The sequence below is a fragment of the Shewanella sp. YLB-07 genome, assembly GCF_009377275.1.
The window spans coordinates 176,525-201,254 of record NZ_VOQB01000009.1; the positions used below are offsets into that span (position 1 = coordinate 176,525).

19 protein-coding genes and 4 tRNA genes are annotated in these 24,730 nt (G+C 43.2%); 6 read left to right on the top strand and 17 right to left on the bottom strand.

Translation table 11 applies throughout. The annotated features are described in order from the left end of the window. Positions 1-71: 71 nt before the first annotated feature. Positions 72-425 (bottom strand): Grx4 family monothiol glutaredoxin, encoded by a 354-nt coding sequence (gene grxD, locus FS373_RS19650; protein WP_144046250.1) that lies wholly within the window; start codon positions 423-425, stop codon positions 72-74. 207 nt (positions 426-632) lie between these two features. Here grxD and sodB point away from each other — a divergent pair, with 207 nt between their 5' ends. The 4 genes from sodB (at position 633) to FS373_RS19670 (ending at position 6,270) form a co-directional block, all read left to right on the top strand. Then, positions 633-1,214 carry a superoxide dismutase [Fe] gene (gene sodB, locus FS373_RS19655; RefSeq protein ID WP_144046249.1) on the top strand — a complete coding sequence of 194 codons (582 nt, stop codon included), beginning with the start codon at positions 633-635 and terminating at the stop codon, positions 1,212-1,214. 261 nt (positions 1,215-1,475) lie between these two features. Beyond that, a complete protein-coding gene (locus tag FS373_RS19660) occupies positions 1,476-3,410 on the top strand; it encodes a PrkA family serine protein kinase (RefSeq protein WP_144046248.1) in 1,935 nt (644 codons plus the stop codon). A gap of 52 nt (positions 3,411-3,462) precedes the next feature. Continuing rightward, positions 3,463-4,731 carry a YeaH/YhbH family protein gene (locus FS373_RS19665; RefSeq protein WP_144046247.1) on the top strand — a complete coding sequence of 423 codons (1,269 nt, stop codon included), beginning with the start codon at positions 3,463-3,465 and terminating at the stop codon, positions 4,729-4,731. 9 nt (positions 4,732-4,740) lie between these two features. Then, entirely contained in the window at positions 4,741-6,270 is a 1,530-nt protein-coding gene (locus FS373_RS19670) for a SpoVR family protein (RefSeq protein WP_152830402.1), read from the top strand. 62 nt (positions 6,271-6,332) lie between these two features. Here the strand turns inward: FS373_RS19670 and rplY are convergent, their stop codons facing one another. The 11 genes from rplY to FS373_RS19730 form a co-directional block, all read right to left on the bottom strand. Then, positions 6,333-6,620 (bottom strand): 50S ribosomal protein L25, encoded by a 288-nt coding sequence (rplY, locus tag FS373_RS19675; RefSeq protein WP_144046245.1) that lies wholly within the window; start codon positions 6,618-6,620, stop codon positions 6,333-6,335. A gap of 146 nt (positions 6,621-6,766) precedes the next feature. Next, complete coding sequence (locus FS373_RS19680; RefSeq protein WP_152830403.1) at positions 6,767-7,261, bottom strand: DUF882 domain-containing protein; 495 nt, start codon at positions 7,259-7,261, stop codon at positions 6,767-6,769. 163 nt (positions 7,262-7,424) lie between these two features. Further along, entirely contained in the window at positions 7,425-8,825 is a 1,401-nt protein-coding gene (locus FS373_RS19685) for a L,D-transpeptidase family protein (protein WP_185977018.1), read from the bottom strand. A gap of 173 nt (positions 8,826-8,998) precedes the next feature. Beyond that, positions 8,999-9,562, bottom strand: coding sequence for a type IV pilin protein (locus FS373_RS19690; protein ID WP_144046242.1), 564 nt, complete (start codon positions 9,560-9,562; stop codon positions 8,999-9,001). A gap of 629 nt (positions 9,563-10,191) precedes the next feature. Next, positions 10,192-10,277, bottom strand: a tRNA-Leu gene (locus FS373_RS19700). Between the two features lie 87 nt (positions 10,278-10,364). Further along, positions 10,365-10,438 (bottom strand) — tRNA-Cys (locus FS373_RS19705). Positions 10,439-10,509: 71 nt separating this feature from the next. Then, a tRNA-Gly gene (locus FS373_RS19710) sits at positions 10,510-10,585 on the bottom strand. A gap of 152 nt (positions 10,586-10,737) precedes the next feature. Continuing rightward, positions 10,738-11,295, bottom strand: coding sequence for a CDP-diacylglycerol--glycerol-3-phosphate 3-phosphatidyltransferase (gene pgsA, locus FS373_RS19715; protein ID WP_144046240.1), 558 nt, complete (start codon positions 11,293-11,295; stop codon positions 10,738-10,740). 396 nt (positions 11,296-11,691) lie between these two features. Further along, entirely contained in the window at positions 11,692-13,521 is a 1,830-nt protein-coding gene (gene uvrC / locus FS373_RS19720) for an excinuclease ABC subunit UvrC (RefSeq protein WP_152830405.1), read from the bottom strand. Positions 13,522-13,611: 90 nt separating this feature from the next. Beyond that, positions 13,612-14,256 carry a UvrY/SirA/GacA family response regulator transcription factor gene (gene uvrY, locus FS373_RS19725; RefSeq protein WP_144046238.1) on the bottom strand — a complete coding sequence of 215 codons (645 nt, stop codon included), beginning with the start codon at positions 14,254-14,256 and terminating at the stop codon, positions 13,612-13,614. Positions 14,257-14,877: 621 nt separating this feature from the next. Further along, a tRNA-Ser gene (locus FS373_RS19730) sits at positions 14,878-14,968 on the bottom strand. A 547-nt stretch (positions 14,969-15,515) separates the two neighbouring features. Here FS373_RS19730 and FS373_RS19735 point away from each other — a divergent pair. Together FS373_RS19735 and fabA are read left to right on the top strand one after the other, a co-directional pair. Then, positions 15,516-17,285, top strand: coding sequence for a S16 family serine protease (locus FS373_RS19735; RefSeq protein WP_152830406.1), 1,770 nt, complete (start codon positions 15,516-15,518; stop codon positions 17,283-17,285). A gap of 68 nt (positions 17,286-17,353) precedes the next feature. Beyond that, positions 17,354-17,869, top strand: coding sequence for a bifunctional 3-hydroxydecanoyl-ACP dehydratase/trans-2-decenoyl-ACP isomerase (fabA, locus tag FS373_RS19740; RefSeq protein WP_144046236.1), 516 nt, complete (start codon positions 17,354-17,356; stop codon positions 17,867-17,869). A 99-nt stretch (positions 17,870-17,968) separates the two neighbouring features. Here fabA and rmf read toward each other — a convergent pair whose 3' ends face one another. The 5 genes from rmf to rlmKL all read right to left on the bottom strand — a co-directional run bounded on the left by rmf (position 17,969) and on the right by rlmKL (position 24,596). Next, positions 17,969-18,145: a ribosome modulation factor gene (gene rmf, locus FS373_RS19745; RefSeq protein ID WP_077751127.1), complete on the bottom strand. Its 177-nt coding sequence runs from the start codon at positions 18,143-18,145 to the stop codon at positions 17,969-17,971. Between the two features lie 245 nt (positions 18,146-18,390). Then, the gene (locus tag FS373_RS19750) at positions 18,391-20,286 is read right to left on the bottom strand and encodes a DUF3466 family protein (protein WP_152830407.1); all 1,896 of its coding nucleotides are present in this window, start codon (positions 20,284-20,286) and stop codon (positions 18,391-18,393) included. A gap of 39 nt (positions 20,287-20,325) precedes the next feature. Then, complete coding sequence (locus FS373_RS19755) at positions 20,326-22,236, bottom strand: ABC transporter ATP-binding protein (RefSeq protein ID WP_152830408.1); 1,911 nt, start codon at positions 22,234-22,236, stop codon at positions 20,326-20,328. Between the two features lies 1 nt (position 22,237). Continuing rightward, complete coding sequence (locus tag FS373_RS19760; RefSeq protein WP_144046233.1) at positions 22,238-22,471, bottom strand: glutaredoxin family protein; 234 nt, start codon at positions 22,469-22,471, stop codon at positions 22,238-22,240. After that, positions 22,461-24,596: a bifunctional 23S rRNA (guanine(2069)-N(7))-methyltransferase RlmK/23S rRNA (guanine(2445)-N(2))-methyltransferase RlmL gene (rlmKL, locus tag FS373_RS19765; protein ID WP_144046232.1), complete on the bottom strand. Its 2,136-nt coding sequence runs from the start codon at positions 24,594-24,596 to the stop codon at positions 22,461-22,463. Before rlmKL ends, FS373_RS19760 begins: the two co-directional genes overlap by 11 nt. Positions 24,597-24,730 lie beyond the last annotated feature (134 nt).

Below are 24,730 nucleotides of genomic sequence, written 5' to 3' on the forward strand. Positions count from 1 at the left end.
AGTAAAATGCTAGTCCCATAAAAAAGCCTTTCAAATGAAAGGCTTTTTTTGACTGACTCGCTTAACTAAAATTAAGCGTTCTTTTCATCTTCAGAAGCATATTTTGCCGCTGTCTCAGTGATAAGCGTCTGCAGCTCACCTTTCTGGTACATTTCAGTCAAGATATCACAACCACCGATCAACTCACCTTCAATCCAGAGCTGAGGAAAAGTCGGCCAGTTGGCGTATTTCGGTAGTTCAGAGCGGATATCCGGATTCTGCAGAATATCAACAAACGCAAATTGTGCATTACAGTTGATCATGATTTCAGCAACCTGGGATGAGAAGCCACAACTAGGCAATTTGGGAGAACCTTTCATGTAGACTATGATTGGGTTTTCGGCGAGTTGTGCCTTGATTTTCTCTACTGTTTCGTTTGTTTCCATTTCAATTCCTAAACTGCACGCACAATTACTAATAATTTCTCCTATTGTACTTCAGGTTTACCCATAAAAAAAACCTACTTTTTAAAAGGTTATTAAATATAAACATTTTTATTGATTTAATCGAGAAATTGAAGATACTGATAAGGAATTTTCAAGTAGAATTAAATTCTAGAAATATAATAAACCTAACTTAGAGTGGAGCAACTCATGGCTTTTGAACTACCTGCATTACCGTATGCAAAAGACGCACTAGAACCTCATATCTCGCAAGAGACTATTGAATTTCATTATGGCAAACACCACAACACCTATGTTGTTAAGCTAAATGGTCTAGTTGACGGCACTGAACTTGCTGAAAAAAGCCTTGAAGAGATCATCAAAACGTCAACTGGCGGTATCTTCAACAATGCCGCACAAATCTGGAACCACACTTTCTACTGGAACTGCTTATCACCTAATGGTGGCGGCGCAGCAACGGGTGCAGTGGCTAAGGCGATTGATGACGCCTTTGGTTCTTTTGAAGCGTTCAAAGCTAAGTTCACCGATTCGGCCGTCAATAACTTCGGTAGCGCATGGACTTGGCTAGTTAAGAATGCTGACGGTAGCGTAGCGATTGTTAATACTAGCAATGCTGCTACACCTTTGACCGATAGCACAGTTACCCCAATCATGACAGTCGATATATGGGAACATGCTTACTACATCGATTACCGTAACGTACGTCCTGATTATTTGGCCCATTACTGGGAATTGGTTAACTGGGATTTCGTTAATCAAAATTTCGCGTAACTCGCCGAAAGATAATGCCTGGGTAAAAACCTAGCACACAGACAAGAGGGAGCCATTTAGGCTCCTTTTTTTTATTCTTCCCGGTAAGTTCCACTGAAACGCCTCCTGACTACAAGTGCAACAGTTGCATTTGCAACTGTTTCTCTTTGTTTTATTTGACTTTTTTATGACACAGTTTATTTTTTAGGTCTAATATTAAAAGTAGGAGACTGGTTTTCCGTTATCGCTTACACACTTTTTAGGCGTTTCAGGGGGTGGAATATGGGCATTTTTGAGCATTACCAACAGCGCTACGAACAGAAACTCGACGAAGAGTATTCTCTGCAAGAGTTTTTAGAGATCAGCAAACAAGACCGAAGTGCATATGCATCGGCTGCCGAACGGCTGCTACTCGCTATCGGTGACGCTGAAATCACAGATACTTCCAAGGATCCAATTCTCAGTCGTATTTTCTCAAACCGGCTGATTTCTCGGTTCCCGGCATTCAAAGATTTCTACGGTATGGAGGAGGCCATAGAACAGATCGTAGCTTACCTTAAACATTCCGCACAAGGTTTAGAGGAATCGAAACAGATATTGTATCTCCTCGGCCCAGTCGGTGGCGGTAAGTCTTCTCTGGCTGAGAAACTGAAAGACTTGATGCAGAAAATCCCTATCTATGTGCTAACCGCCAATGGCGTTAGAAGTCCTGTTAACGACCACCCATTCTGTTTATTTAATCCTGATGAAGACAGTGAGTTATTGGCAAAAGAATACAATATTCCCATCCGATATCTTAAGTGCATCATGTCTCCTTGGGCAGTAAAACGTCTACATGAATACGGCGGCGATATTTCCAAATTTAAGGTGGTAAAGGTTTTCCCCTCCATTTTGGATCAGATGGCCATCGCCAAGACTGAACCTGGTGACGAGAACAATCAAGATATCTCCTCTCTGGTCGGTAAGGTGGATATTCGCCAGCTTGAGCATTTTGCGCAGAATGACGCCGATGCCTACTCATACTCTGGCGCCCTGTGCCGGGCAAACCAAGGCATCATGGAGTTTGTCGAGATGTTCAAAGCGCCAATCAAGGTGCTTCATCCACTACTGACGGCGACTCAGGAAGGCAACTATAATGGCACCGAGGGCTTATCTGCCCTGCCCTACAGCGGCATCATTCTGGCTCACTCTAATGAGTCTGAGTGGACGACGTTTCGCAACAATAAAACCAATGAAGCTTTTCTGGATAGGGTTTATATCGTTAAAGTGCCCTATTGCTTGAGGATGTCTGAGGAGATCCAGATCTACAGGAAATTACTGTCTAACTCTGAGCTAACCAATGCCCCCTGTGCGCCGGGCTCACTGGAAACCTTAGCCCAATTTAGTGTGTTATCCCGTATCAAGTCACCCGAGAACTCATCCATTTACTCCAAGATGCGTGTCTATGACGGTGAAAGCCTGAAAGACACAGATCCTAAGGCAAAGTCCTATCAGGAATATCGCGATTATGCCGGCGTCGATGAAGGTATGCAGGGCCTATCGACACGTTTTGCCTTTAAAATATTATCTAAAGTATTTAACTTCGATCAGACTGAAATAGCGGCCAATCCTGTACATCTCTTCTATGTACTCGAACGTCAGATCGAACAAGAGCAGTTCCCCACCGAAACCGCCGAACGTTATCTGGAATTTCTTAAGGGTTATCTGATCCCTAAATATGTGGAATTTATCGGTAAAGAGATACAAACAGCTTATTTGGAGTCTTACTCTGAGTATGGACAAAATATTTTTGACCGTTATGTCACCTATGCCGATTTCTGGATACAAGATCAGGAATATCGGGATCCTGATACCGGCCAGCTTTTCGACCGTTCCGCACTCAACGCTGAGCTGGAAAAAATCGAAAAACCCGCCGGGATCAGCAACCCCAAAGATTTCAGGAATGAAATTGTCAACTTTGTACTCAGGGCGCGGGCCAATAACGAGGGCTCAAATCCTCTGTGGACTAGTTATGAGAAACTCAGAACCGTCATAGAGAAGAAGATGTTCTCTAATACTGAAGATCTGCTCCCTGTGATCTCTTTCAATGCCAAAACATCCACGGATGATCAGCGTAAACACGATGATTTTGTCAACCGAATGATGAAGAAAGGCTACACCAAGAAGCAAGTCAGACTCCTATCTGAATGGTACCTGAGAGTACGTAAGTCTTCTTAATATAGGCAGACCGGGAGCAAGACACGCTTCCGGTTATGCTCAGGAGGTGCGCATGGCGAATTTCATAGACAGAAGACTCAATGCTAAGGGAAGAAGTACGGTTAACCGTCAACGATTTATCAATCGCTACAAGCAACAGATTAAAAAAGCCGTGAGTGATGCGGTGACGCGTCGTAGCGTTACCGATGTCGATAAGGGCGAGAGAATTGGTATTCCCACCAAGGACATCAGTGAGCCTTCATTTCATCAAGCCCAAGGTGGAATAAGAGAACGAGTCCATCCCGGCAACGATCAGTTTATCAAAGGAGACAAGATTGAACGTCCGCCGGGCGGTGGAGGCCAAGGTTCGGGTCAGGGAGATGCTTCCGATTCAGGAGAAGGCGACGACGATTTCGTATTTCAAATTTCGAAAGACGAATACTTAGAACTGCTTTTTGAAGATCTAGAACTACCTAACCTGCAGAATAATCGACTCAACAAATTAGTCGAATATCAGGTTTATCGAGCCGGGTTTACCAATGATGGTGTCCCAGCCAATATCAATATTGTCCGTTCATTGAGGTCTTCACTGGCAAGACGTATCGCCATGTCTTCGAGTAAGAAGAAGTTACTCGGTGAGCTAGAGATTGAACTCGAAGAGCTCGAGAATACCCCGGGCGCCGAAGCCGAACGTATATTGTTTTTGAAAGAGCAAATTGAAGAGCTAAAACAGAAGATAGCTAAAGTGCCTTTTATTGACACATTCGATTTAAGGTACAACAACTTTGCTAAACGTGAGGTCCCCTCGAGTCAGGCCGTCATGTTCTGTCTGATGGACGTATCAGGCTCTATGGATCAGGCAACGAAAGACATGGCCAAGCGCTTCTATATCTTGCTGTACCTCTTTCTAACCCGTACCTATAAGAATTTAGACGTTGTCTATATTCGTCACCATACCCAAGCAAAAGAGGTCGATGAACATGAGTTCTTCTACTCACAAGAAACCGGTGGCACCATAGTCTCCAGTGCGCTGAAACTGATGCACCAGATCCAGAAGGAACGTTATCCGGAGAGTGAGTGGAATATCTATGCGGCGCAAGCATCTGACGGTGATAACTGGGCCGACGACTCACCCGGTTGTAAGCAAATACTGGAGAAGAAACTATTGCCTGTAGTGCGTTACTTTAGCTACATAGAGATCACCAACCGAGCTCACCAGACACTGTGGCGCGAATATGAGGGCCTACAGAAGTCTTTCGATAACATAGCCGTACAGCATATCAAACAAGCAGAAGATATATATCCTGTGTTTAGAGAACTCTTCAAGAAGCAAGCTGTATAAGGGGGCGTTATGGATAACAAGAAGAAACGGACACCGCTCGATGATGGGCCAGATTGGAACTTCGAACTGCTGCAGAAATACTTAACCGAAATAGAGAGGGTTGCCGCCCACTATCGGCTCGACTCCTACCCCAACCAAATTGAAGTGATCACCGCAGAACAGATGATGGATGCCTATGCGGGTATCGGCATGCCTTTAGGCTACACCCATTGGTCCTTCGGTAAGAAATTTATTGAGACTGAACAGAGTTATAAACGCGGTCAAATGGGACTGGCTTACGAAATTGTCATCAATTCTGACCCATGTATCGCCTATCTGATGGAAGAAAACACCATCACCATGCAAGCCTTGGTGATGGCTCACGCGAGTTTCGGTCATAACAGTTTCTTCAAAAATAACTATCTTTTTAAAACCTGGACCGATGCCAGTTCTATCATAGATTATCTGGTTTTTGCCAAGAACTATATCAGCCAGTGCGAAGAGCTCCATGGCATAGAGCAGGTTGAGCTGATAGTAGACTCTTGCCACGCTCTGATGAACTATGGGGTCGATAGATATAAGCGGCCGAGTGAGATCTCATTTAAAGAGGAGCAGCTCAGGCAGAAAGAGCGTGAAGAATATCTCCAGAGTCAGGTCAACGATCTGTGGCGCACCGTGCCTAAGGCACATCAAGAGCAGGACGAAAAAACCGAGTTAAGGTTTCCTGAGGAACCTCAGGAAAATATACTTTACTTCATCGAAAAACATGCGCCCTTATTGGAGCCCTGGCAAAGAGAGATAGTGCGGATAGTAAGGAAAATGGGGCAATATTTTTATCCTCAGAAACAAACCCAAGTCATGAATGAAGGCTGGGCCACATTTTGGCATTACACGATTTTAAATCACCTCTATGATGATGGCTTAGTGACAGACAGATTTATGATGGAGTTTCTGCAGAGCCACACCAATGTTATTGTGCAGCCAAGCTACAACAGCCCCTACTACAATGGCATTAATCCTTATGCCTTGGGCTTCAACATGTTTATCGATATCAGACGGATCTGTGAAGATCCTACCGATGAAGACAGAGAGTGGTTTCCTGATATTGCTGGCAGCGACTGGTTAGAGACTTTACATTTTGCCATGCAAAATTTTAAAGATGAAAGCTTCATTAGCCAATACTTGTCACCTAATATCATCAGGCAATTTAAATTGTTCAGTATTTTGGATAATGATAAGAAAAACTACCTTTCAGTCTCAGCGATTCATGATGAGCAGGGATATCAAGATATACGTCAAATGTTATCCCAACAGTACAATCTTTCCAATCTTGAACCCAATATTCAGATCCATCAAGTTGCAGTCACCGGCGATCGTTCACTTACCCTACAACATATTCCAACTAATCGAATGCCTTTAGCTAAAAGTTGCCAGGAGGTGGTAAAACATCTGCACAGGCTCTGGGGATTTGACATCAGATTGGAAGAGGTTAACGAGCAAGGAGTCGCCACGATTATCGCTGCTTGTCCCGATAAAGAAAAGGAGTCCGATAACCTGTAGTTCGATAAAAATCAGGCACAAAAAAAGCGCCAACAGGCGCTTTTAACATTCACATATAAAAATTATGCGAATGTAAAATCGACATGCTCAATAAGAGTCTTGAATGCGTGACGCTGCATTGCCTGAACACGAACACTCACTTCTTTACCATCTACAGCGATAGTTAGAACGTCAGTGTAGAATTCTTTGTTTTCTTGGATGTTGATGATATCTTTTTGGTTAAACTTGATAGAGATAGGCTCTTTACCAGCACCATAGATAACAGCAGGAACTTTGTTCGCATGACGTAGGCGGCGGCTCGAACCTTTCCCGATTTCAGTGCGGATTTCAGCAGCAATAGTATAAGACATGTTTTTCTCACTTAAAAAATAATATTAATTTCAGAGTGTCCCTACTTTCGACCAGCAAAGACGTTTTTACGCGGCGAAATAATAGCATAATGACATAGGGCTAACAAACTGTTTTATTGTGACGACCGTAAAGATTCATCAATCATTTATGACCAAGTACGGACCGGACCGGTATCGACATGAATAAACCCAGATCTGGGGTAGTAACCGACACCGCCTAACTTAAGTTCAATGGCCGCATCTCGAAGATCAGTCAACTTCACATCCTCAAGCGCAATATCCATAGCCATACCTTTCATATGATAGCTTTTCTTGGCTACACCGCTGCTTTTAGCCGCTAACATGGCGTTAGTCTTAGGTGAGCGATATCCCGAGATAACATTGAATTCCTGCTCTATGTTTAGCGACTCTTTGAGCTTAAATAGCAAATTATAGAGGCGCTTATCCATAGGCGCCGATTCATTACGTCGATGATCTCTCAAAATATGACTAAAATCTGACAAAATCTCACTTTGGTAATTTCCATCCACCCAATAGCTTCCCTGCCCACGCTCCCCGGTATGCAAATTATAAAAACCTAAACGACGAACGCCTTTCGTCGAACGACTTGCATAAACTTTAGAAGGAACCATCGAAAACATTGCAGCGCCACTAAGACCTAGCAACAACTGCCTACGAGTTGGACATACTACAGACACACTACCACCATTGATTATTTTTCAAGCAAAACAGCAGACAAACTAAACTGAAACCTGACAAATATCAAGTTAACAATAATAAAGGTATACGATAAGCATCACAGGCTCATGGAGACGCACGAGCCGATGCTAAGTTAAGTGTTGAATTTCTATGGTATATATCATTTCTAAATTGAGCGGCGCCCCACTTGTCTACCCAAGCGGTCCAGTAAACCAAATGAACGGGTAGACTCTGATCTAAAGAAAACCATTGAGTCTTTTGTCGTTCAGTCTGCATATCGACCCAAGTCTGTTTATCAGTTACCAGATTAGATGCCATCCAGTTGGCTAGTCCCTCGACATTTTCAATACGTATACACCCGGATGAAAGTGCACGGTTAGATTCTTCAAACAACTCCTTGTCGGCAGTATCGTGTAGATAGACACTGTATTTATTCTCAAAATAAAACTTATAGCGTCCTAAGGTATTGCCTTCTCCTGGCTTTTGAACGAGACGATAGGGAAAATGACCATGAGCTAAATCTTGCCACTCTTGCGCGGTTTTACTCACCATTTCTCCCTGACGATCGAAAACATTAAAATTTCGATCCTGAATATAACCGCCATCTTCCCTGACTTTAGGCAAGAGATCCCGAGTTAATAAACGCCTGGGGACACGCCAGCTTGGATTGATCACCAGGTTTGAAATTCGACTGCTTAATAGTGGAGTTTGACGATAGGGTTTACCCACTATCACCCGAGACTGCAATGCCACTTGACCATTATCGATAAGTTCTAATTCAAATGCTGGAATGTTTATAATTAAAAAACTAGGTTCAATTGAGGCTAAGTAACGGGTCTTATTTATAAAGTTAATCGCTAACAATTCAGCCCGCTTCACGGGTTTAATATTGATCCAGCGAAGCGTTTCGGGGCCAATAATGCCATCTAATTTCAAACCATGACGCTGTTGAAAAAGTCTAACACCATTTTTAACATTAGCATCAAACAGTATACTGACCGGATTGTACTCTCTCAAATCGCCTAGCCCCTTTAATCTGCGACTGATTTCAGGTACTAAGCTATGTTTATCGCCCAGCTTTAACCAAGAGTTAGAGGCTAATTCACTCCAGTCCCCTTTCTGATCTAGCCAGAGTAAATAGCGGATCTTATTACTCGTGGCTAGATAATCCTTAGAGAGTGGCTCCAGGGAAATAACCTGTTGAAACAAGTTCTCCGAGCTTTTCATGTTCATTGCATTGGTAGGGATCCCTAGGGATGCCCAAAATTGCTGCAGCTCAGATTTAATCCGCTCGACTCTGGCTTGTTTTAACTTCATGGGCCCTAAGGTTAATGCCCTATAATCTTGTTCAATTTGCTTTGATGGTTTAATTAATCGTACAAATTGAACTTGATAGAGCAAAGAATTAAATGCGGCTTCTGAGCTATCCATAGCAAGGAGTGGTCTGGTACAGAACAAAATAATTAAGACAGCGAACACCATTGCACTCGAACACCTTGTAAACATAAATTCACCTCCATGATCGACAGATGCAATCTCCGAATTTTCACCAGTTGTAAACATATCTGGCTAGTGGTTTAAGTATGGCAAAATTTAAGGTGGGCTGAGTAGAATACGAAAGGAGGATTTTTCGAACCTCCATTTAAAATGGAGGTTCAATCACTTAAAAGAATGAATGGTTAGCTTAAGGTTGCTCGAACGATCACAGTTTCACCTGAGCCGGGGAAATATTTGAGCTGCCAATTTTCTGAGCCCTTAGAGCGATCATCGGATATATAATTATAATAACAATACGAACCGCCACTGATTGAGGAGCCCGCACCATACCAGTAAATGATATCAGTCTGACCACCAAATGAGGCATCGGCATGAGGAGCTAACACATAGTCATCCCCCTCAAGCAGCCCTTGCCACACTTCTTTACAACTATCACCGAATAATATAGTCCCATCACCGCCATTAGTCGTACTCAAGGGATAACCTGTAACACTCGAGTCTACAGTGCCATCACCATAACAGACCAGATCTTCAACACGAGCACTGGCTCCCGATGCTGCCCAGCAACTGTGATACATAGTGACCCCGGAGCGAAATGCCCCAAAAACCCCTTTAGCCGCCGAGTCATGGGCATCTTGACCTAAATTGATGAACTTAGGCAGGGCAATAACCGCTAGAATACCTAAAATAATAATAACGACCACAAGCTCGATAAGGGTAAAACCTTTTGAAACAACACCTTTCATAACCAACAACCTTCTACTACTGATACAAAATAAAACGTATACATTATATCGTACCCAGGCTTTCAGAGTCACGAACTTGGTAGCAAATTATCTAAATTCTTAACCTAGGTCACAGAACAAAACGGTTTAAATACATAACCCTAGAATTAAGGAGGTTATCAAATCCTGGTCTACACTCAGTTAATCAAAGACCTCTCGACACAGTTCTCAAGGAAGATAAACGTATGATGAGAAAATGGTCCTGCACGTAAACAAAATTCTCATCCTTGATGATCTGCACAATAATCATATCACCTTGGCGAAGGGCATTACAGCCCTTAACAAATACCCAGCTTGTACTGGCCAGCTCAGGCTGTAAGACATTATCTAAGCTGATAAATTTGCAGTAGTTCTTACTCGATATCAACATGCCCGACATGGATGGCTATGAGATTGCGGAGTTAATTTCTGCTACCAAATCCCCTATCGTCATGTTGACGGCTCGATATATTAAAAGCTTACTAAGCTGGTACGATCGACTATTTGATCAAACTGATTGAAATGCCCTATGAAGAGTAGCGAGGGATTTTAAATCTATTTCTAGATATTTAGATACAAAAAAGCCCTGACTACTGTCAGGGCTTAAATGATGGTACCCGAGGCCGGACTTGAACCGGCACGCCTATTAAGCGAGGGATTTTAAATCCCTTGTGTCTACCGATTCCACCACTCGGGCAAACTCGTTGACTTTGATGATACGTATTATCGGTAGTTAATACTGTTTTGCTCTTAATAAAAAGCCAAACTCATCACAATCTAAATATGGAGGCGCGACCCGGAGTCGAACCGAGATAGACGGATTTGCAATCCGTAGCATAGCCATTCTGCCATCGCGCCAATTTTTTATCTTGTATTATTGGAGCGACCTTCTCTTATAAAGAGAGGTTCGAACCTATGACCTGTATGATTGGAGCGACATATCGGGTTCGAACCGATGACCTATACCTTGGCAAGGTATCGCTCTACCAACTGAGCTAATGTCGCTTTACATCAATACACATCTTATTTTGCAGCAAGTTGTTTCCTAAGAAGCTTTCCCCTGACTGCGAAATGGCATTCTACCGATTTAGCATCAAGAGTCAATCGCATATTTGCCGATAAATGACTGCTTGAATACTAAATAGCCTCATTGCATTTTAATTACCCGATTCCGCCGTCAAATCCCCCCAAGCGGCCAAGATATAATTCATCATTGACCAAAAAGTGAGGACTGTGGCAACGTAAAATAGTGCGTATGCAGCATAGGTAAGGAGATCGTTGGGATGCCAAATAAGACCTGTGATAGCCACCATCTGTGCCGCCGTCTTATATTTACCGATCCAGGAGACAGCAACGGCCCCTCTCTTACCAATCTCAGCCATCCATTCACGTAGCGCCGAAATAACTATCTCGCGACCAATCATGAATAATGCCGGTAATGTGAGCCATATATTATTGTTATCGGCAACCAGCAGAACGAGTGCGGTGGTAACCATGATCTTATCAGCCACGGGATCCAGAAAAGCACCGAATCGAGTAGACTGCTTTAATTTTCGAGCTGCATAGCCATCTAATGCATCGGTAACAGCTGCTAACCAAAAAATAAAGGCTGCTGCAAAAGGCGCCCAAGAGTAAGGAAGGTAGAAAACCACTATAAACACAGGTAACAGAAATATTCTGAACAAAGTTAAAGCTATAGGTATATTAAACGGCATGAGAAAACCAATAGTTTAAAAGCAGCGCCAATTTTGCCTTAATTTAGCTAGCCTCGCAATGAATCATGTATTGTTTATGCCATTTCGAGTCTAATCTGGGGCTCTTTTGCTCATATCAGTCACGCTTGCACCCTTCATTTACTGTGCATCGCCTAAAGTTGGTAACGCTTTTCGACCTTATGACTGTACACACAATGACCTTAAAGGCGTAAATCTTACATCTCTACGATCATTTACTTCCTGTCACTTATTGCTATGGTGCCTGTGATGCCCAAGCGATGAGAATCATCAGCAATGTGTTGAATCGAATACAACTCAGTCCCTCGATCCCGTAGAGAAAGCGAGTCGTTTCACCAAAATTCAAGCTTCAATCGTTAACGCTATCTAAAAACCTGACTAGCCTCGTAATAAATCATGTATTTTTTGCGCTATGTCTACACTGATCCCCGGCACTTTCGCCATTTCTGCCACACTTGCGCTTTTCACTTCCTGTATTCCACCTAAAAATTGTAGCAAGGCCTTGCGGCGTTTAGGTCCGACACCGGCAATGGATTCGAGTGTAGAAGTATTGCGTGTCTTCTGTCGCTTATTTCTATGACCTGTGATCGCAAAGCGATGAGACTCATCACGAATATGCTGTATCAGGTGCAAAGCACCTGAGTCTGCCGCGATAGAGAAAGAAAGTTCATTTTCACCATAGATCAAAGTTTCCAGGCCCGGCTTTCTCCCCTCTCCTTTAGCGATACCGATTAACATAGGAGCCGTATCAATATCAGCGAATTTTTCATCTACGATTTTTTGTGCAATTCTAAGCTGACCTAAACCTCCATCGATAAATAAAATATCCGGGATCTTGCCAGTTTTATCAATTTTATCAAACCGCCTAGTGATCGCCTGCTTCATGGCCGCATAATCATCACCTGGCGTAATACCATTAATGTTGTAACGACGATAGTCAGCCTTGTTCGGACCTTCTCGATTAAAAACAACACAGGAAGCCACAGTGCTCTCTCCCATAGTGTGGCTAATATCGAAACATTCCATTCTTTGGACTCGCGTCGTCATTTCCAGGGCCTCTTCTAGTAATAAGAAGCGCTGTTCGACGGTATTCTTATGAGACAATCGGGTATTCACCGCATTAGTCGCGTTTGTGACGGCTAAGCGTAAAAAATTCGCTCTCTCACTTCGTACATTCGTTTTAATCTCAACCTTTTTATCCAGCGCCGTTTGTATCGCCTTCTCTAACTGGGGCAGATCATCGAAGCTCTGACTCAATAAAATCTCTTTCGGCAGCGTCCTTTGACTATCGCCATTGAGGTAAAACTGGATCATGAACGCACTCAAGACTTCATCCATATCGGTTTGAGCCGGTACACTTGGATAGTAGCTTCGGCTACCAAAAATTTTACCATTGCGTATGAAAAGCAGATGAAAACAAGCCACACCCGATGCGTAATAAGCACCAATCACATCCATATCACCAGAGGTACCTGACACCTCCTGCTGCTCAGCCACTCTTCTCAGTGCAGATATTTGATCTCGGTAGCTGGCCGCTTTTTCATATTCAAGGGATTGCGCGCAAGCCTCCATTTTCGACACTAGCTCAACCATCACCTGTTGATTCTTACCCTTAAGAAATAAGCTTGCCAGTTTGACCTGAGCTTCATACTCTTCACTACTGATTTTATCTACACAAGGGGCACTACAACGACCTATCTGATATTGTAAACATGGCCGAGAGCGAGATTTATAATAAAGATCATCACATTGTCTGATAGGAAATATTTTTTGCATCAGATGCAAGCTTTCTCTAACAGCACCACCATTTGGATAAGGGCCAAAATAGGCCCCTTTGTCTCTCTTAGGTCCACGATGATAGGCAAGTCTAGGGTGTTTATGATGACTCAGTAAAATATACGGATAGGATTTATCGTCTCGAAGTAACACGTTATATCTGGGCATATACTGCTTGATATAATCATTTTCGAGGATCAGCGCATCGGTCTCACTGTGAGTCACAGTCACATCGATGTTAGCGATATGAGAGACCAGGGCTTGGGTTTTTACATGGTCAAGGTTTTTACGAAAATAGGAGCTTAGGCGTTTCTTAAGATCTTTGGCCTTACCCACATAGATGACGGCATCCTCTGCGTCATACATGCGATAAACGCCCGGCGATGAGGATACACTTTTTAAAAAAAGGACTGAATCAAACTGAACTGGCATAGGTAAAATGGCTAAAGTTGTTTACGCTAATGAATCGCGATAGTTTTTATTCATGACTAACGAATTTCTAACATTAGTCATGTTAAATGACTAGAACTGCCCTGCATCAAGCATTTTATAACGGATCGCGAGGCGTGTCAGCTCAACATCACCATTGATACCCAATTTAGCAAATAAACGATAGCGATAGCTATTTACTGTCTTAGGGCTCAAATTAAGTTGCTCAGCAATCTCACTCACCTTTTCGCCATTGGTGATCATCATCATGATCTGTAACTCACGCTCAGAGAGTGATTGGAATGGATTCTCATCACTCGAGTTAAATTGACTCAGAGCCATCTGCTGGGCGATTTCCGGAGAAAGATACCTTTGCCCATGTGCCACTTGCCTAATCGCCTGTAACACCTCAGGTGGTGTCGCACCTTTGGTAAGATAGCCAGATGCACCAGCCTGCATCACCTTGGTCGGGAATGGATCTTCAGTTTGAATTGTTAGTACAATAATTTTTGCATGTGACTGATAACGTAAAATTTTACGCGTTGCTTCCAAGCCACCGATCCCAGGCATATTCATGTCCATCAGGATGACATCGGCTTCGTTACTTCTACTCCATTGAACCGCTGTTTCACCATCGCCCGCTTCGCCCACGACTTTAATGCCCCGCTCATCTTCAAGAATACGGCGAATTCCGGTGCGGACTAGCTCATGATCATCAACTAAATATACTGAAATCAATTCAAATTACCTTAGGGTAAATGTGAAGAATCTTGCCTGATTCAAATTCTTATTTAATGCTAATTTAGCCCATAAACCCTCAATAAGAAAGCTCGTTTTTTAATATGCTAGTTGATTAATCGCAGGTAAGCCCTTACATTGAGTAGATAATAATCAAGATATTGTATTTCTTTTATTTATGCAGACATAGATTAAACCCATCATGATTAACTCGATAGTCGAGCATTAAATAGCGCAATAAGAAAGCCAAATAACTGGCAGGTAAATGCTTTCAGCCCTGAATCGAATACTCAGACGATGAATGAGATTTTGTTGCTGCTTCTTTTTACTATCTAAAATGCACAAAACAGAAAACGAAAAAACCCCAACATTTCTGCTGAGGCTTCGTCTTGAATGTGGCCAAGAGATAGCTGACTTCAAACAATAGGAACCAAAGATTCATATTCCTATCATCTTCTAAAACGAAAAAATGCTACTCTTTCGAGTAGCATTTTTCCTTGAATATGGCTGAGAGATAGGGATTTGAACCCTACATTGATATGCTATAAACCCATGACTCAAAAAATATATATTTACGAACGAAAAAACCCCAACATTTCTGCTGGGGTTTTCTCTTAAATGTGGCGGAGAGATAGGGATTTGAACCCTAGATGGGCTATAAACCCATGCCGGTTTTCAAGACCGGTGCATTCGACCACTCTGCCATCTCTCCGAACGCTGCGAATACTATAAGTATCTAAGTTCGAAGTAAACTCTTTTTTTAAGATTTGGGTTAAGTGGCTAGGTAACACACAATATTTCGTGGAAGATAGCAGATGCTTAAGCTTGGCTTTAATATACCAGTTCCACTAATAATGTGATCTTTCAGCGGGAGTTCAAAGCGCTGTAGGCAAGGCGGATGCTTGAAGCTAATAGTTATTCTATATCTAAAGTATCTAACGCAGCATAAAGTGCTTTGAACCCCGCACTATGTGTACCTCTCAGACATTCCACTTCTGCGTTGCATTAACTTAAAAGGGAACAACCATTTCCTCATTAATGCGCCTTGAATTGAAAAGCCTGAATGGCTCTGAATTGATCACCTATTTAGTGGAATTGGTATTAAATAGTCTAGTCTGCACCTATCGAGCTCTAATTACTGCAATTTCTCTCATAACTCAGAGTCTAAGCTTCAATTAGAATATGGGCTATACACTCGATGTGCTAACATATCAATAATCACAATTCTGATTTCTATTTTTAAAGTAGCTAATGTTTCTATGAATCCAAACGTCATTCCAGTGTCATCATTAACGCCTCAGCATAACCTTCCTGTACTCTCAACACTAAAAAACGAAAAGAACAGTCTGCTTTTAGGTCAAGAGAGAGTCGTTGACGCTTTCACACTGTTGACTAAAACCCCACACCAGCATATGTATCTTGCAGATTTTGCCGGTATAGATAGGAAAGCATTCATTGATGCGTTAGCTAGCCAGCAAGATAATAAGGCTTCTCAGCTGCTCATTGGTTCAAATGATAGCAACACACCTAGATTTCAGTGGATAGATGAACAAGACTTAGTACAGGATGAAGAGAAAGAATCGCTAGTTTTCACCCATAAAAAGCAAACTTACGCTTACCTATCGGGTAATATTAAACGTACTGATTTAGTCGGTAGATTTTTAAATACCAGCCAACATCCTATAAATGCAGATAATCTCGATAAACTCCAATATCAAGCTGGCGCACTAGCCCAATGCCATACCCTGTTTATCTGTGCTGACTCCCTGTGGAAGCGAGAAGGTTTGTGGGATCTGCTACTCAATATTTTGTCATCTAAGAGTTATAGAATACATTCTCAGCTTCCGCCTGTGCCCCTCAATTGCAAGATTGTACTCGTCGGCAGCAGTACTCAATATAGTACCTGCTGGATAGAAGAGAGTCAGTTTTCAACTCATTTTCCTCTTCTGGGAGAGATGAGCTACGAACTGGATTTGACCCATCACACCGAAGAAGAATATGGCAACTGGTTAATTTCTGTTGCCGCGCTCAATCAAGTATCTCTATCTCAATCAGCCTTAGCACCTTTGTTTCTATACAGTGCACGATTAGCCGATCATCAGCGACGCCTGACCTTGCTATCATCTCAAGTGGGGCAACTCTTATCTCAGGCTCGCGCATATAGTGGAGAGTCTGACATTTCGGCTAACGATATCGCCTACGCCTTGACGCGTTATCAGCTGCGCCATAACGCCTCTGAGACACTATCGGCACAAAACTTCGATGATAAGTTTATAAACTTACCAACAGATGGCGAGAGGATCGGTCAAATTAACGGTCTGACGGTACTCGAAACGGTTGAATACTGCTATGGAGAGCCTGCACGTATTACCGCTTCGGTTCATTATGGCGATGGAGAGGTCGCCGACATAGAAAGAAAATCTGAACTGGGGGGAAATATCCATGCTAAGGGAATGATGATTTTATCTTCTTGCTTATATCGCATCTTTGGTAAAGATGCCCCACTACACTTAAATGCCAACATCGTCTTCGAGCAATCCTATCAAGAGATCGATGGAGACAGCGCCTCGCTTGCTGAATATTGCAGTTTGATATCTGCAATTACAGAGAAACCGATTAATCAAAGTATTGCGGCAACCGGTGCCATAGATCAATTCGGTCAAGTACAAGCCATAGGGGGCGTCAATGAGAAAATTGAAGGCTTCTTTAACTTATGTGAACGTCGCGGACTAACGGGCAATCAAGGGGTTATAATCCCCACAGCCAACACCCAACAACTCAACCTTTCAGCGAAACTCGTCGCAGCGATTGAAGCCGAAAAGTTTAGCCTTTTCCAAATAGAACATATCGATGAAGCCGTCGAGCTACTAATGAAGGTCACTGCCGGTGTTGCCGATGAGAATAATGATTTTCCTGAAGAGTCCCTCTATGGTCTGGTTCAGGGTCGATTAGCAAATTTAGCGGGTTATTCCGATGAAGAAAGTACATTTTTTGAGAAGTTGCTCCGAAAATTGAAGTTTTCTAGCTGATCGGAGTTGTTTAGCGTACACGTGTTCGCTAATCTTGGCTGCTCATATTGTTGGAGTGAAGTAAATCAATGAGTAATGCAAACAGTTTCAGTAAAGAAGAGCTTATCGCCTGTGGTCATGCTGAGTTATTCGGTAAAGACTCGCCACGTCTGCCGATAAACAATATGTTGATGATCGATCGCATCGTTAAGATAAATGCCGATGGTGGTGAATTCGGAAAAGGTGAAATTGTTGCTGAATTGGATATCGACCCAAAATTGTGGTTTTTCGGCTGTCATTTCGAAAATGATCCCGTTATGCCGGGTTGTCTGGGTCTGGATGCTATGTGGCAGTTAGTAGGTTTCTTCCTCGGTTGGGAAGGCGCCGAAGGTAAAGGGCGAGCATTAGGTGTGGGAGAGGTTAAATTTACCGGACAAGTACTTCCCGATGCTAAGAAAGTCACCTATAAGCTGACGATTAAGCGTAAAGTTTACCGCAAACTCACCATGGGTATCGCTGATGCGACCATGGAAGTCGATGGACGCGAGATCTACAGCGCTAAAGATTTGAAAGTCGGCATCTTCACAGATACCAGCAACTTCTAGACTTTATTTCTACGCCTGTGGTTTTAAGCCTAATAAACCAGATATAAAAATGCCCTCTTCGACTACAGTTATCTGTTATCAGGAGGGCAAAATGCTGCGTTACTTATTAAATAAGCCAGTTATTCGGCCATCTACGCCTTCGCGCCACCCCCCTAACCATTGTGACTTAGAATCAAGTGTCGAGTACGGACAATTCTCCTTTGAGCGGCCGCCAACTCCGGCTTGAAATCCTTTCGAAAAAGCTCTGTCTAAACGATCTCTTTTTTGTCTCTTCATGCAAGCATCCTCTGTTTTACATACAAAGAAGCAATAGCTTCACCTGATAGAAATAGATCTTTTTCGACTCAAGATCAATCAAAATTTAACCATTTTTCATGGTTATTTTTTAAGCTATTGAGTTTTTTAGACAAAAAAAATCGAGGCTATTGCCTCGACTTTTCTATGAACTTGTTCTACTAGAGTCTGCACTCATTATTACAAGCACTAACCTTAGTTATTTCAAATGAACATTCTTACTATTTCTATAAGTTGCGGCGACGGAACCAAAGTAAGGGTAAGGCAAATAACCAGGCAAAGCTGGCCGCGCCTTTGCGCTCATAGTCTTCAGGGTCTTCATTGTTATCGACACAGTTATTAGCGGCTAGCCACTCATCGGTCGCGTCGGCTCCATTTGTTTGTAATACCACAGAGCGAGGTAGGTAAGATGTAAGTGGATCACCATAGCCATTCACTTCGAAGATAGGCAGGCCGTTATCACCTATGACCAAGTTACCATCAGAATCGAATTTGTACTGAGGCTTACGCACAAACACGGTGCCGACAATGACGCCATCTTCATTGATGCTGTTTGCTTCGACAACCACTAGGTCTTCATTATAGGTTAATGTCTTACCTGAGCCATCTGCGACTTCAACTGTTCTGCGTATCCACTTATCATCGACCTTCTTGAAGCCCTTAGACTCACAAGTTAACAGCTGATTAAGGTTCCTAAAGTCGTCAGTCTCTTTATCAAACAAGAAGCCCGCCTTAGGACGCGGCTTATCCTTATCGTGGGTGGTTTCGATATAACCGACTACCTGACCTTTGTTATTGATATCTTTTGGCTTACTGCTTAAATCAGAGATTCCAGTGCTACTGCTAAAATCATAGGGGGTAACTATCTCTTCAGTCCCATTAATATCGAAATAGAAGAATTTATCTCTTTCGTAACCTTGCAGAAATTGCTTATAACTGCCCACTAAGATGCCATTATCGTTAATATCATAGGCAATAGATTGATATCTATCATCTATCATGTCTATCCAGTGATAGCCATACTCACCGCTGGCATCATTCTTAGTCCAATAGGCGGCATCATAAGCTAGCTTATCTGTATCGCCTCTACGGTAAACATGAGAGCGTCCTGCAACAGTCCCAGCCGTATTGACCCCCAAGCCTTGAGCTGTAAAAATTCTTGTATCACTAGAATCAGGGGTTAAACCTAATGGTAACTCAGTCCCAGTCTGTACACCTGTCCCATCCGCAGTTAACTGCCACACATAACCGCGTACTTGGTAGTTAACATAATTGTTACCGTACTGGTCATAGGGAAACTGCAACGTTTGCACGCAAACATCTAGTGGATAGGTGTCACCAGTGACACAACCATCGATGCGATCTTTAGCATTCTGAGATAACTCAGTGCCTACATAGCCTACGACTAGGCCACTAGCGTTCACTTTAGCCGCTACTGAATATCCCCCAACATTAACTGTAGTATCATCTTTGGTATAAGTGGTTAATGCAGGAATTAACGGAGTTTCGATCCCATCGGCATTTTTAACGAAGCCACGTTCTTCGAACTCTCTGTAGTACCAGAACTCTTGATCGGCCGTACTGCCTGTATAGGGCTCAGTCTGCTCTTCAGAAGTCATTGAACCCACTTTTACGCCCGTATCATTGATACCATAATAATAGGCATCGACAGAGTTAATAGTCTCTGGAACTTCGGGGTCGGTTTCATCAGGTGGTGTTGTGCCATTGACGCTGTCAAATACAGGTAGCCAAGGCTTAGATGGATCATTGTCTTGAGCAGTAAAGGTGAAGTTGTTAGCCTTAATCGGCGTATTAATGGAAAAGACGACTCTCTCTTCAGGTGCGATACCATCTTCGATATCGATAACACCATCATCATCCTCAGACACGCTCAGGTATTTTTTACCTTTTGCCACACCTAAAGATTCATTATTAGCGTTAATCGCCATGCCGTAGCCACTACGAGTGCCTTTTAATGTGCCGATTAATTCAGCGCCGTCTGTCTGGCTATAAATTTCGTCTAAGTTTTTAATTTCATATATAGGTGCTGCATTGGCACCTTGCAAAACACCAATTACACCTACTGCAACTAATGATAAGGCTTTATCCAGTTTCAACTTCATTAACGCTATTCCCATACTATTTCTAGTTTTAATTTTGTATTACTTGAGCGACTCTAACTCTTCCCATCGCTCGAAGCACACTTCCAACTCCTGCTCTTTGTCGGCTAGTTGGCCGAGTTGGAGATTAATTTTATCTTGATCTTGAGCATAAAAATCTGGCGCACTCACTTTCTCTTGCAAAACTTCAACTTCCGTTTCTAACTGCTCCATCTTAGCTGGTAGCGCTTCGAGTTCACGTTGAAGTTTATAAGATAACTTCTTTTCGACTTTTGGTTTTTCTGCGGGTTTAACCTCAACCTTCTGAGGTTGGACACTCTTTGTTGCCTGAGGTTCCTCAGAATAAAATTTAGCCCCTTGAGACACGGCATCCTCATAGCCACCGACATACTCACTCCAGCCACCGTTACCGGTGAACCACCAACTGCTGGTCACTGTATTATCGATAAAGGCCCTGTCATGACTCACTAAGAGTAAGGTTCCCTGATAATCGGTTAACAAAGACTCTAACAATTCCAGGGTCTCAATATCAAGGTCGTTAGTTGGCTCATCGAGAATAATTAAGTTAGCCGGTCTTAACAGCAGGCGTGCGAGCAATAAACGATTTTTCTCACCACCTGAAAGTGCTTTCACCGGCGTTCTCGCTCTCATCGGCGAGAAGAGGAAGTCTTGTAGGTAGCTCAAAATATGACGGTCTTGGCCATTAATGGTGATGGTTTTCTTACCTTCACCTACGTTCTCTTCCACAGTTTTCTCAGGATCGAGCGCTTCTCTGTACTGATCGAAGTAGGCAATTTCGAGCTTAGTTCCTATCTTGATACTACCCGACTGAGCCTCTAGCTGACCAATCAAGAGTTTGACTAAGGTCGATTTACCGCAACCATTGGGACCAATCAGGGCTATTCTGTCTCCGCGCATCACAGCCGAAGTAAAATTCTTCACCAAGTTCTTATCTGGCAGGTTGTAGTTCAGGTTTTCGATATCGAAAACAAGCTTGCCGGATCGATCTGTATCGGCCACGGCCATCTTAGCGCCGCCTTGTCGATTGAGGCGCGCCATACGTTCGACTCGCAACGCCTTTAATGCACGAACACGACCTTCGTTACGTGTGCGTCTGGCCTTCACACCTTGACGGATCCAGGTTTCTTCTTCCGCTAATCGCTTATCAAATAGCGCATTTTGCTCGGCTTCGACGCGTAACCACTCGGCTTTGCCATCGAGATATACCTGATAGCTACCAGGCCAAGAGGTGATGACACCGCGATCGAGATCGACGATGCGGGTCGCCATGCGCTGAATAAAGCCCCTATCGTGGCTGATAAACACGATGGCGCCCTTGTAACTTAACAAAAACTGCTCCAACCATTCGATAGTATCGATATCCAGATGGTTGGTAGGCTCATCGAGTAATAACAGGTCAGGCTCACTGACCAAGGCTCTGGCCAAGGCGACCTTACGTTGCCAGCCACCCGACAATTCTGTCAAGGCACTGTCGGGGTCTAGACCCAATAGTTCACAATTCTGATTAATCCGATTGTCTAACTGCCAACCATTGAGGTGATCGATATCTTCCTGAAGCCGCTCCATCTGCTTAAGCATGCGGTCCATCTGCTCCGGCTCTGCGGTGCCGACATCGTGGGCCAGCTGATGATAACGTTCTAGCTTCTCGCCAACCTCTTGAAGGCCGGCAGAGATATAGGAATAGACAGAGCCTTGTTCGGCTTTGGGTGGATCTTGCTGTAAACGACTCACCTTAACGTTGCTGGCAATATTAAATTCGCCCTCATCGAGCAAAACATCACCGCTCAATACTTTCATCAGGCTGGACTTACCGGCACCATTTCGGCCAACGATACAGACGCGCTCACCAGGTTCAATGGTAAAATCAGCTTTTTGTAATAGTGGGGTGTAACCATAGGCTAGAGAGCCACTATTAATACGAACAAGACTCAATTTATGCTCCTAAAAATTTCTTTAATACATCTTCATCAAATGGCCAATTGAGCTCATTTTGAGAATCTATCTGTTTTAGCACAGGGATACTAATGCCATATTGATCGGCTAACTTTTCATCATCACAGATGTCCGTTTTTATATATGAGATACCAGACATAACAATCAGCTGCTCGGCTAGCTCACACAGATGACAGGCATCTGTGTGGAACAAGATATAGGACTTACTCGGCATGTGTTAGTAGCCAAGTGTTATGGATCTGTGGGTTACGCTTAAAGTCCATAGGTAACGTTTGACTATCGATATTTTGAACCTTAATGCCAACAGCTTCGAGGGCTTCTATCTCCATCTTAAACTTACGCTTATTGTTGGAGAAGATGATTTCACCACCAGGCCTAAGAATCTTAATCAAGTCAGTCAGTAAAGCGACATGATCACGTAACACATCGAAGGAGTCTTCCATGCGCTTCGAGTTTGAGAACGTCGGTGGATCGATGAAGATAAAGTCATAGGTATCATGGGTACGTTTGATCCAAGTCAAACAGTTCGCCTGTACAAACGAATACTTATTGTCATTTAGCCCATTTAAGGCAAAGTTCTCTTTAGCCCAGCTAATATAGGTATTAGACATATCTACGGTCGTAACCGTTTTAGCCCCACCGAGCGCGGCGTGCACAGAAGCCGTCCCCGTATAGGCAAACAGATTGAGGACATCGCGATTGTTAGACTTTTCACCCACAAGTTTGCGGGTGAGACGATGATCGAGGAACAGGCCGGTATCCAGATATTCTTTAAGGTTTAACTTAAATTTGGCGTCATATTCGGTCGTGATTAGCTCAAGCTTAGCCGTCGAGAGCTTCTCATACTGATTAGTGCCTTTTTGACGTTCACGCTTTTTCAAAATGATGTTTTTAGGATCGATACCAATCGCGCTCGGTAAAGCGATCAGCACATCGGTCAGACGACGCTTAGTCACTGACTCGGGAATATCCATTGGCGCGGTATATTCTTGGATAACGACATAATCCAGATATTTATCGATGGCAACTTTATAATCGGGTAAATCGGCATCATAGATACGGTAACTGTCGACCCCCTCTTTTTTAGCCCACTTCTTAAGTTGCTTGTAATTCTTTTTTACCCGATTAGCGAAAGGCACGGCGATATCGCTAACATCCCCTTCTACCTTGATATTCTCAGGGTCGACGCGGCGAGTATTCTCGGCATGAACAGTATAGAGATTGAATGCACAATCCAGTGGACCGTTACTCATCTTCATCTGTTTATCAGCTTTGAGCTTCAAGGCGGATAACAGCTCTTTATCACTGTTTAACATGGCCAATTTCCAGCCACCAAATTCAGACTTAAACTTATCACCCAACTGATAATAGAGCTGAAGCAGCTCAGTAACTGTACCTAAACGCTCACCGTATGGGGGGTTACTGATAAGGTAACCGGATGCTTCCGGCACTTTAACCTCTAAGACATCGCTAACATTAAATTCGATTAAGTCACTCACACCGGCATTTTCTGCATTTTGTTTCGCGATAGAGATGAGATGAGGCTCTATGTCTGACCCATAAAATTTAGTGGTACAGCGGGTAATGCCAATAGAGGCTCTGGCACGAGCCTCATTGAGTAATTCTTGCCAATGTTTGTCGTTATGTCGCAGCCAATGCTCAAACCCAAAGCGCTCACGATGAAGACCCGGCGCAATATCACAGGCCATCATGGCAGCCTCAATCAAGATAGTGCCACTACCACAGAAAGGATCGAGCAGTGAAACCGGCTCTTTCTTCCACCCACTACGAACCAACATATTTGCGGCAAGATTCTCTTTTAAAGGGGCTTCACCCGTGGTCGAGCGATAACCACGCTTATGCAGAGCTGGTCCGGAAAAATTCAACCCTATGGTGATCTCTCCACGACGATAGTGTGCGTCGATTCGAAAGTCAGCATCATGGCGAGAGACATCCGGCCTTGAAAAATCATCGTCACGAAAACGATCGACGATGGCATCTTTTATCTTAAGTGCACCGTACATGGTGTTATTGATGAAACCACCTTGACCATGAAAATCGATGCTAAATGTGCTGCGATTAGAAAACTGCATCTGCCAATCTATACCGTAAGCAGCATTATAGAGCTGCTCAGGTGACTCGCATGGCCCTTTATGTATGACGAAAATGATTCGACTCGCCAAACGTGACCAAAGCGTAATTCGATAACCCAGTTCAAGAGATGCCGTAAAGTAGACACCCGCCACGCTCTCTTTGATTTCAGAGGCACCGAGCTCAGCTAACTCGAGTGATAACGCATATTCATAGCCCCTAGGAGCCGCAGCAAAAAATTTTAACATCGTATAGATAGACACACAGTAAAAATTAATCAGACATTATACCTTGATGAGCACTGAAATGATAAAAAGTTATTGGCTCTCATGGAGATTATTCCAGTTCTTATCATATGTTTTGTACAAAGACCGCACTCTTA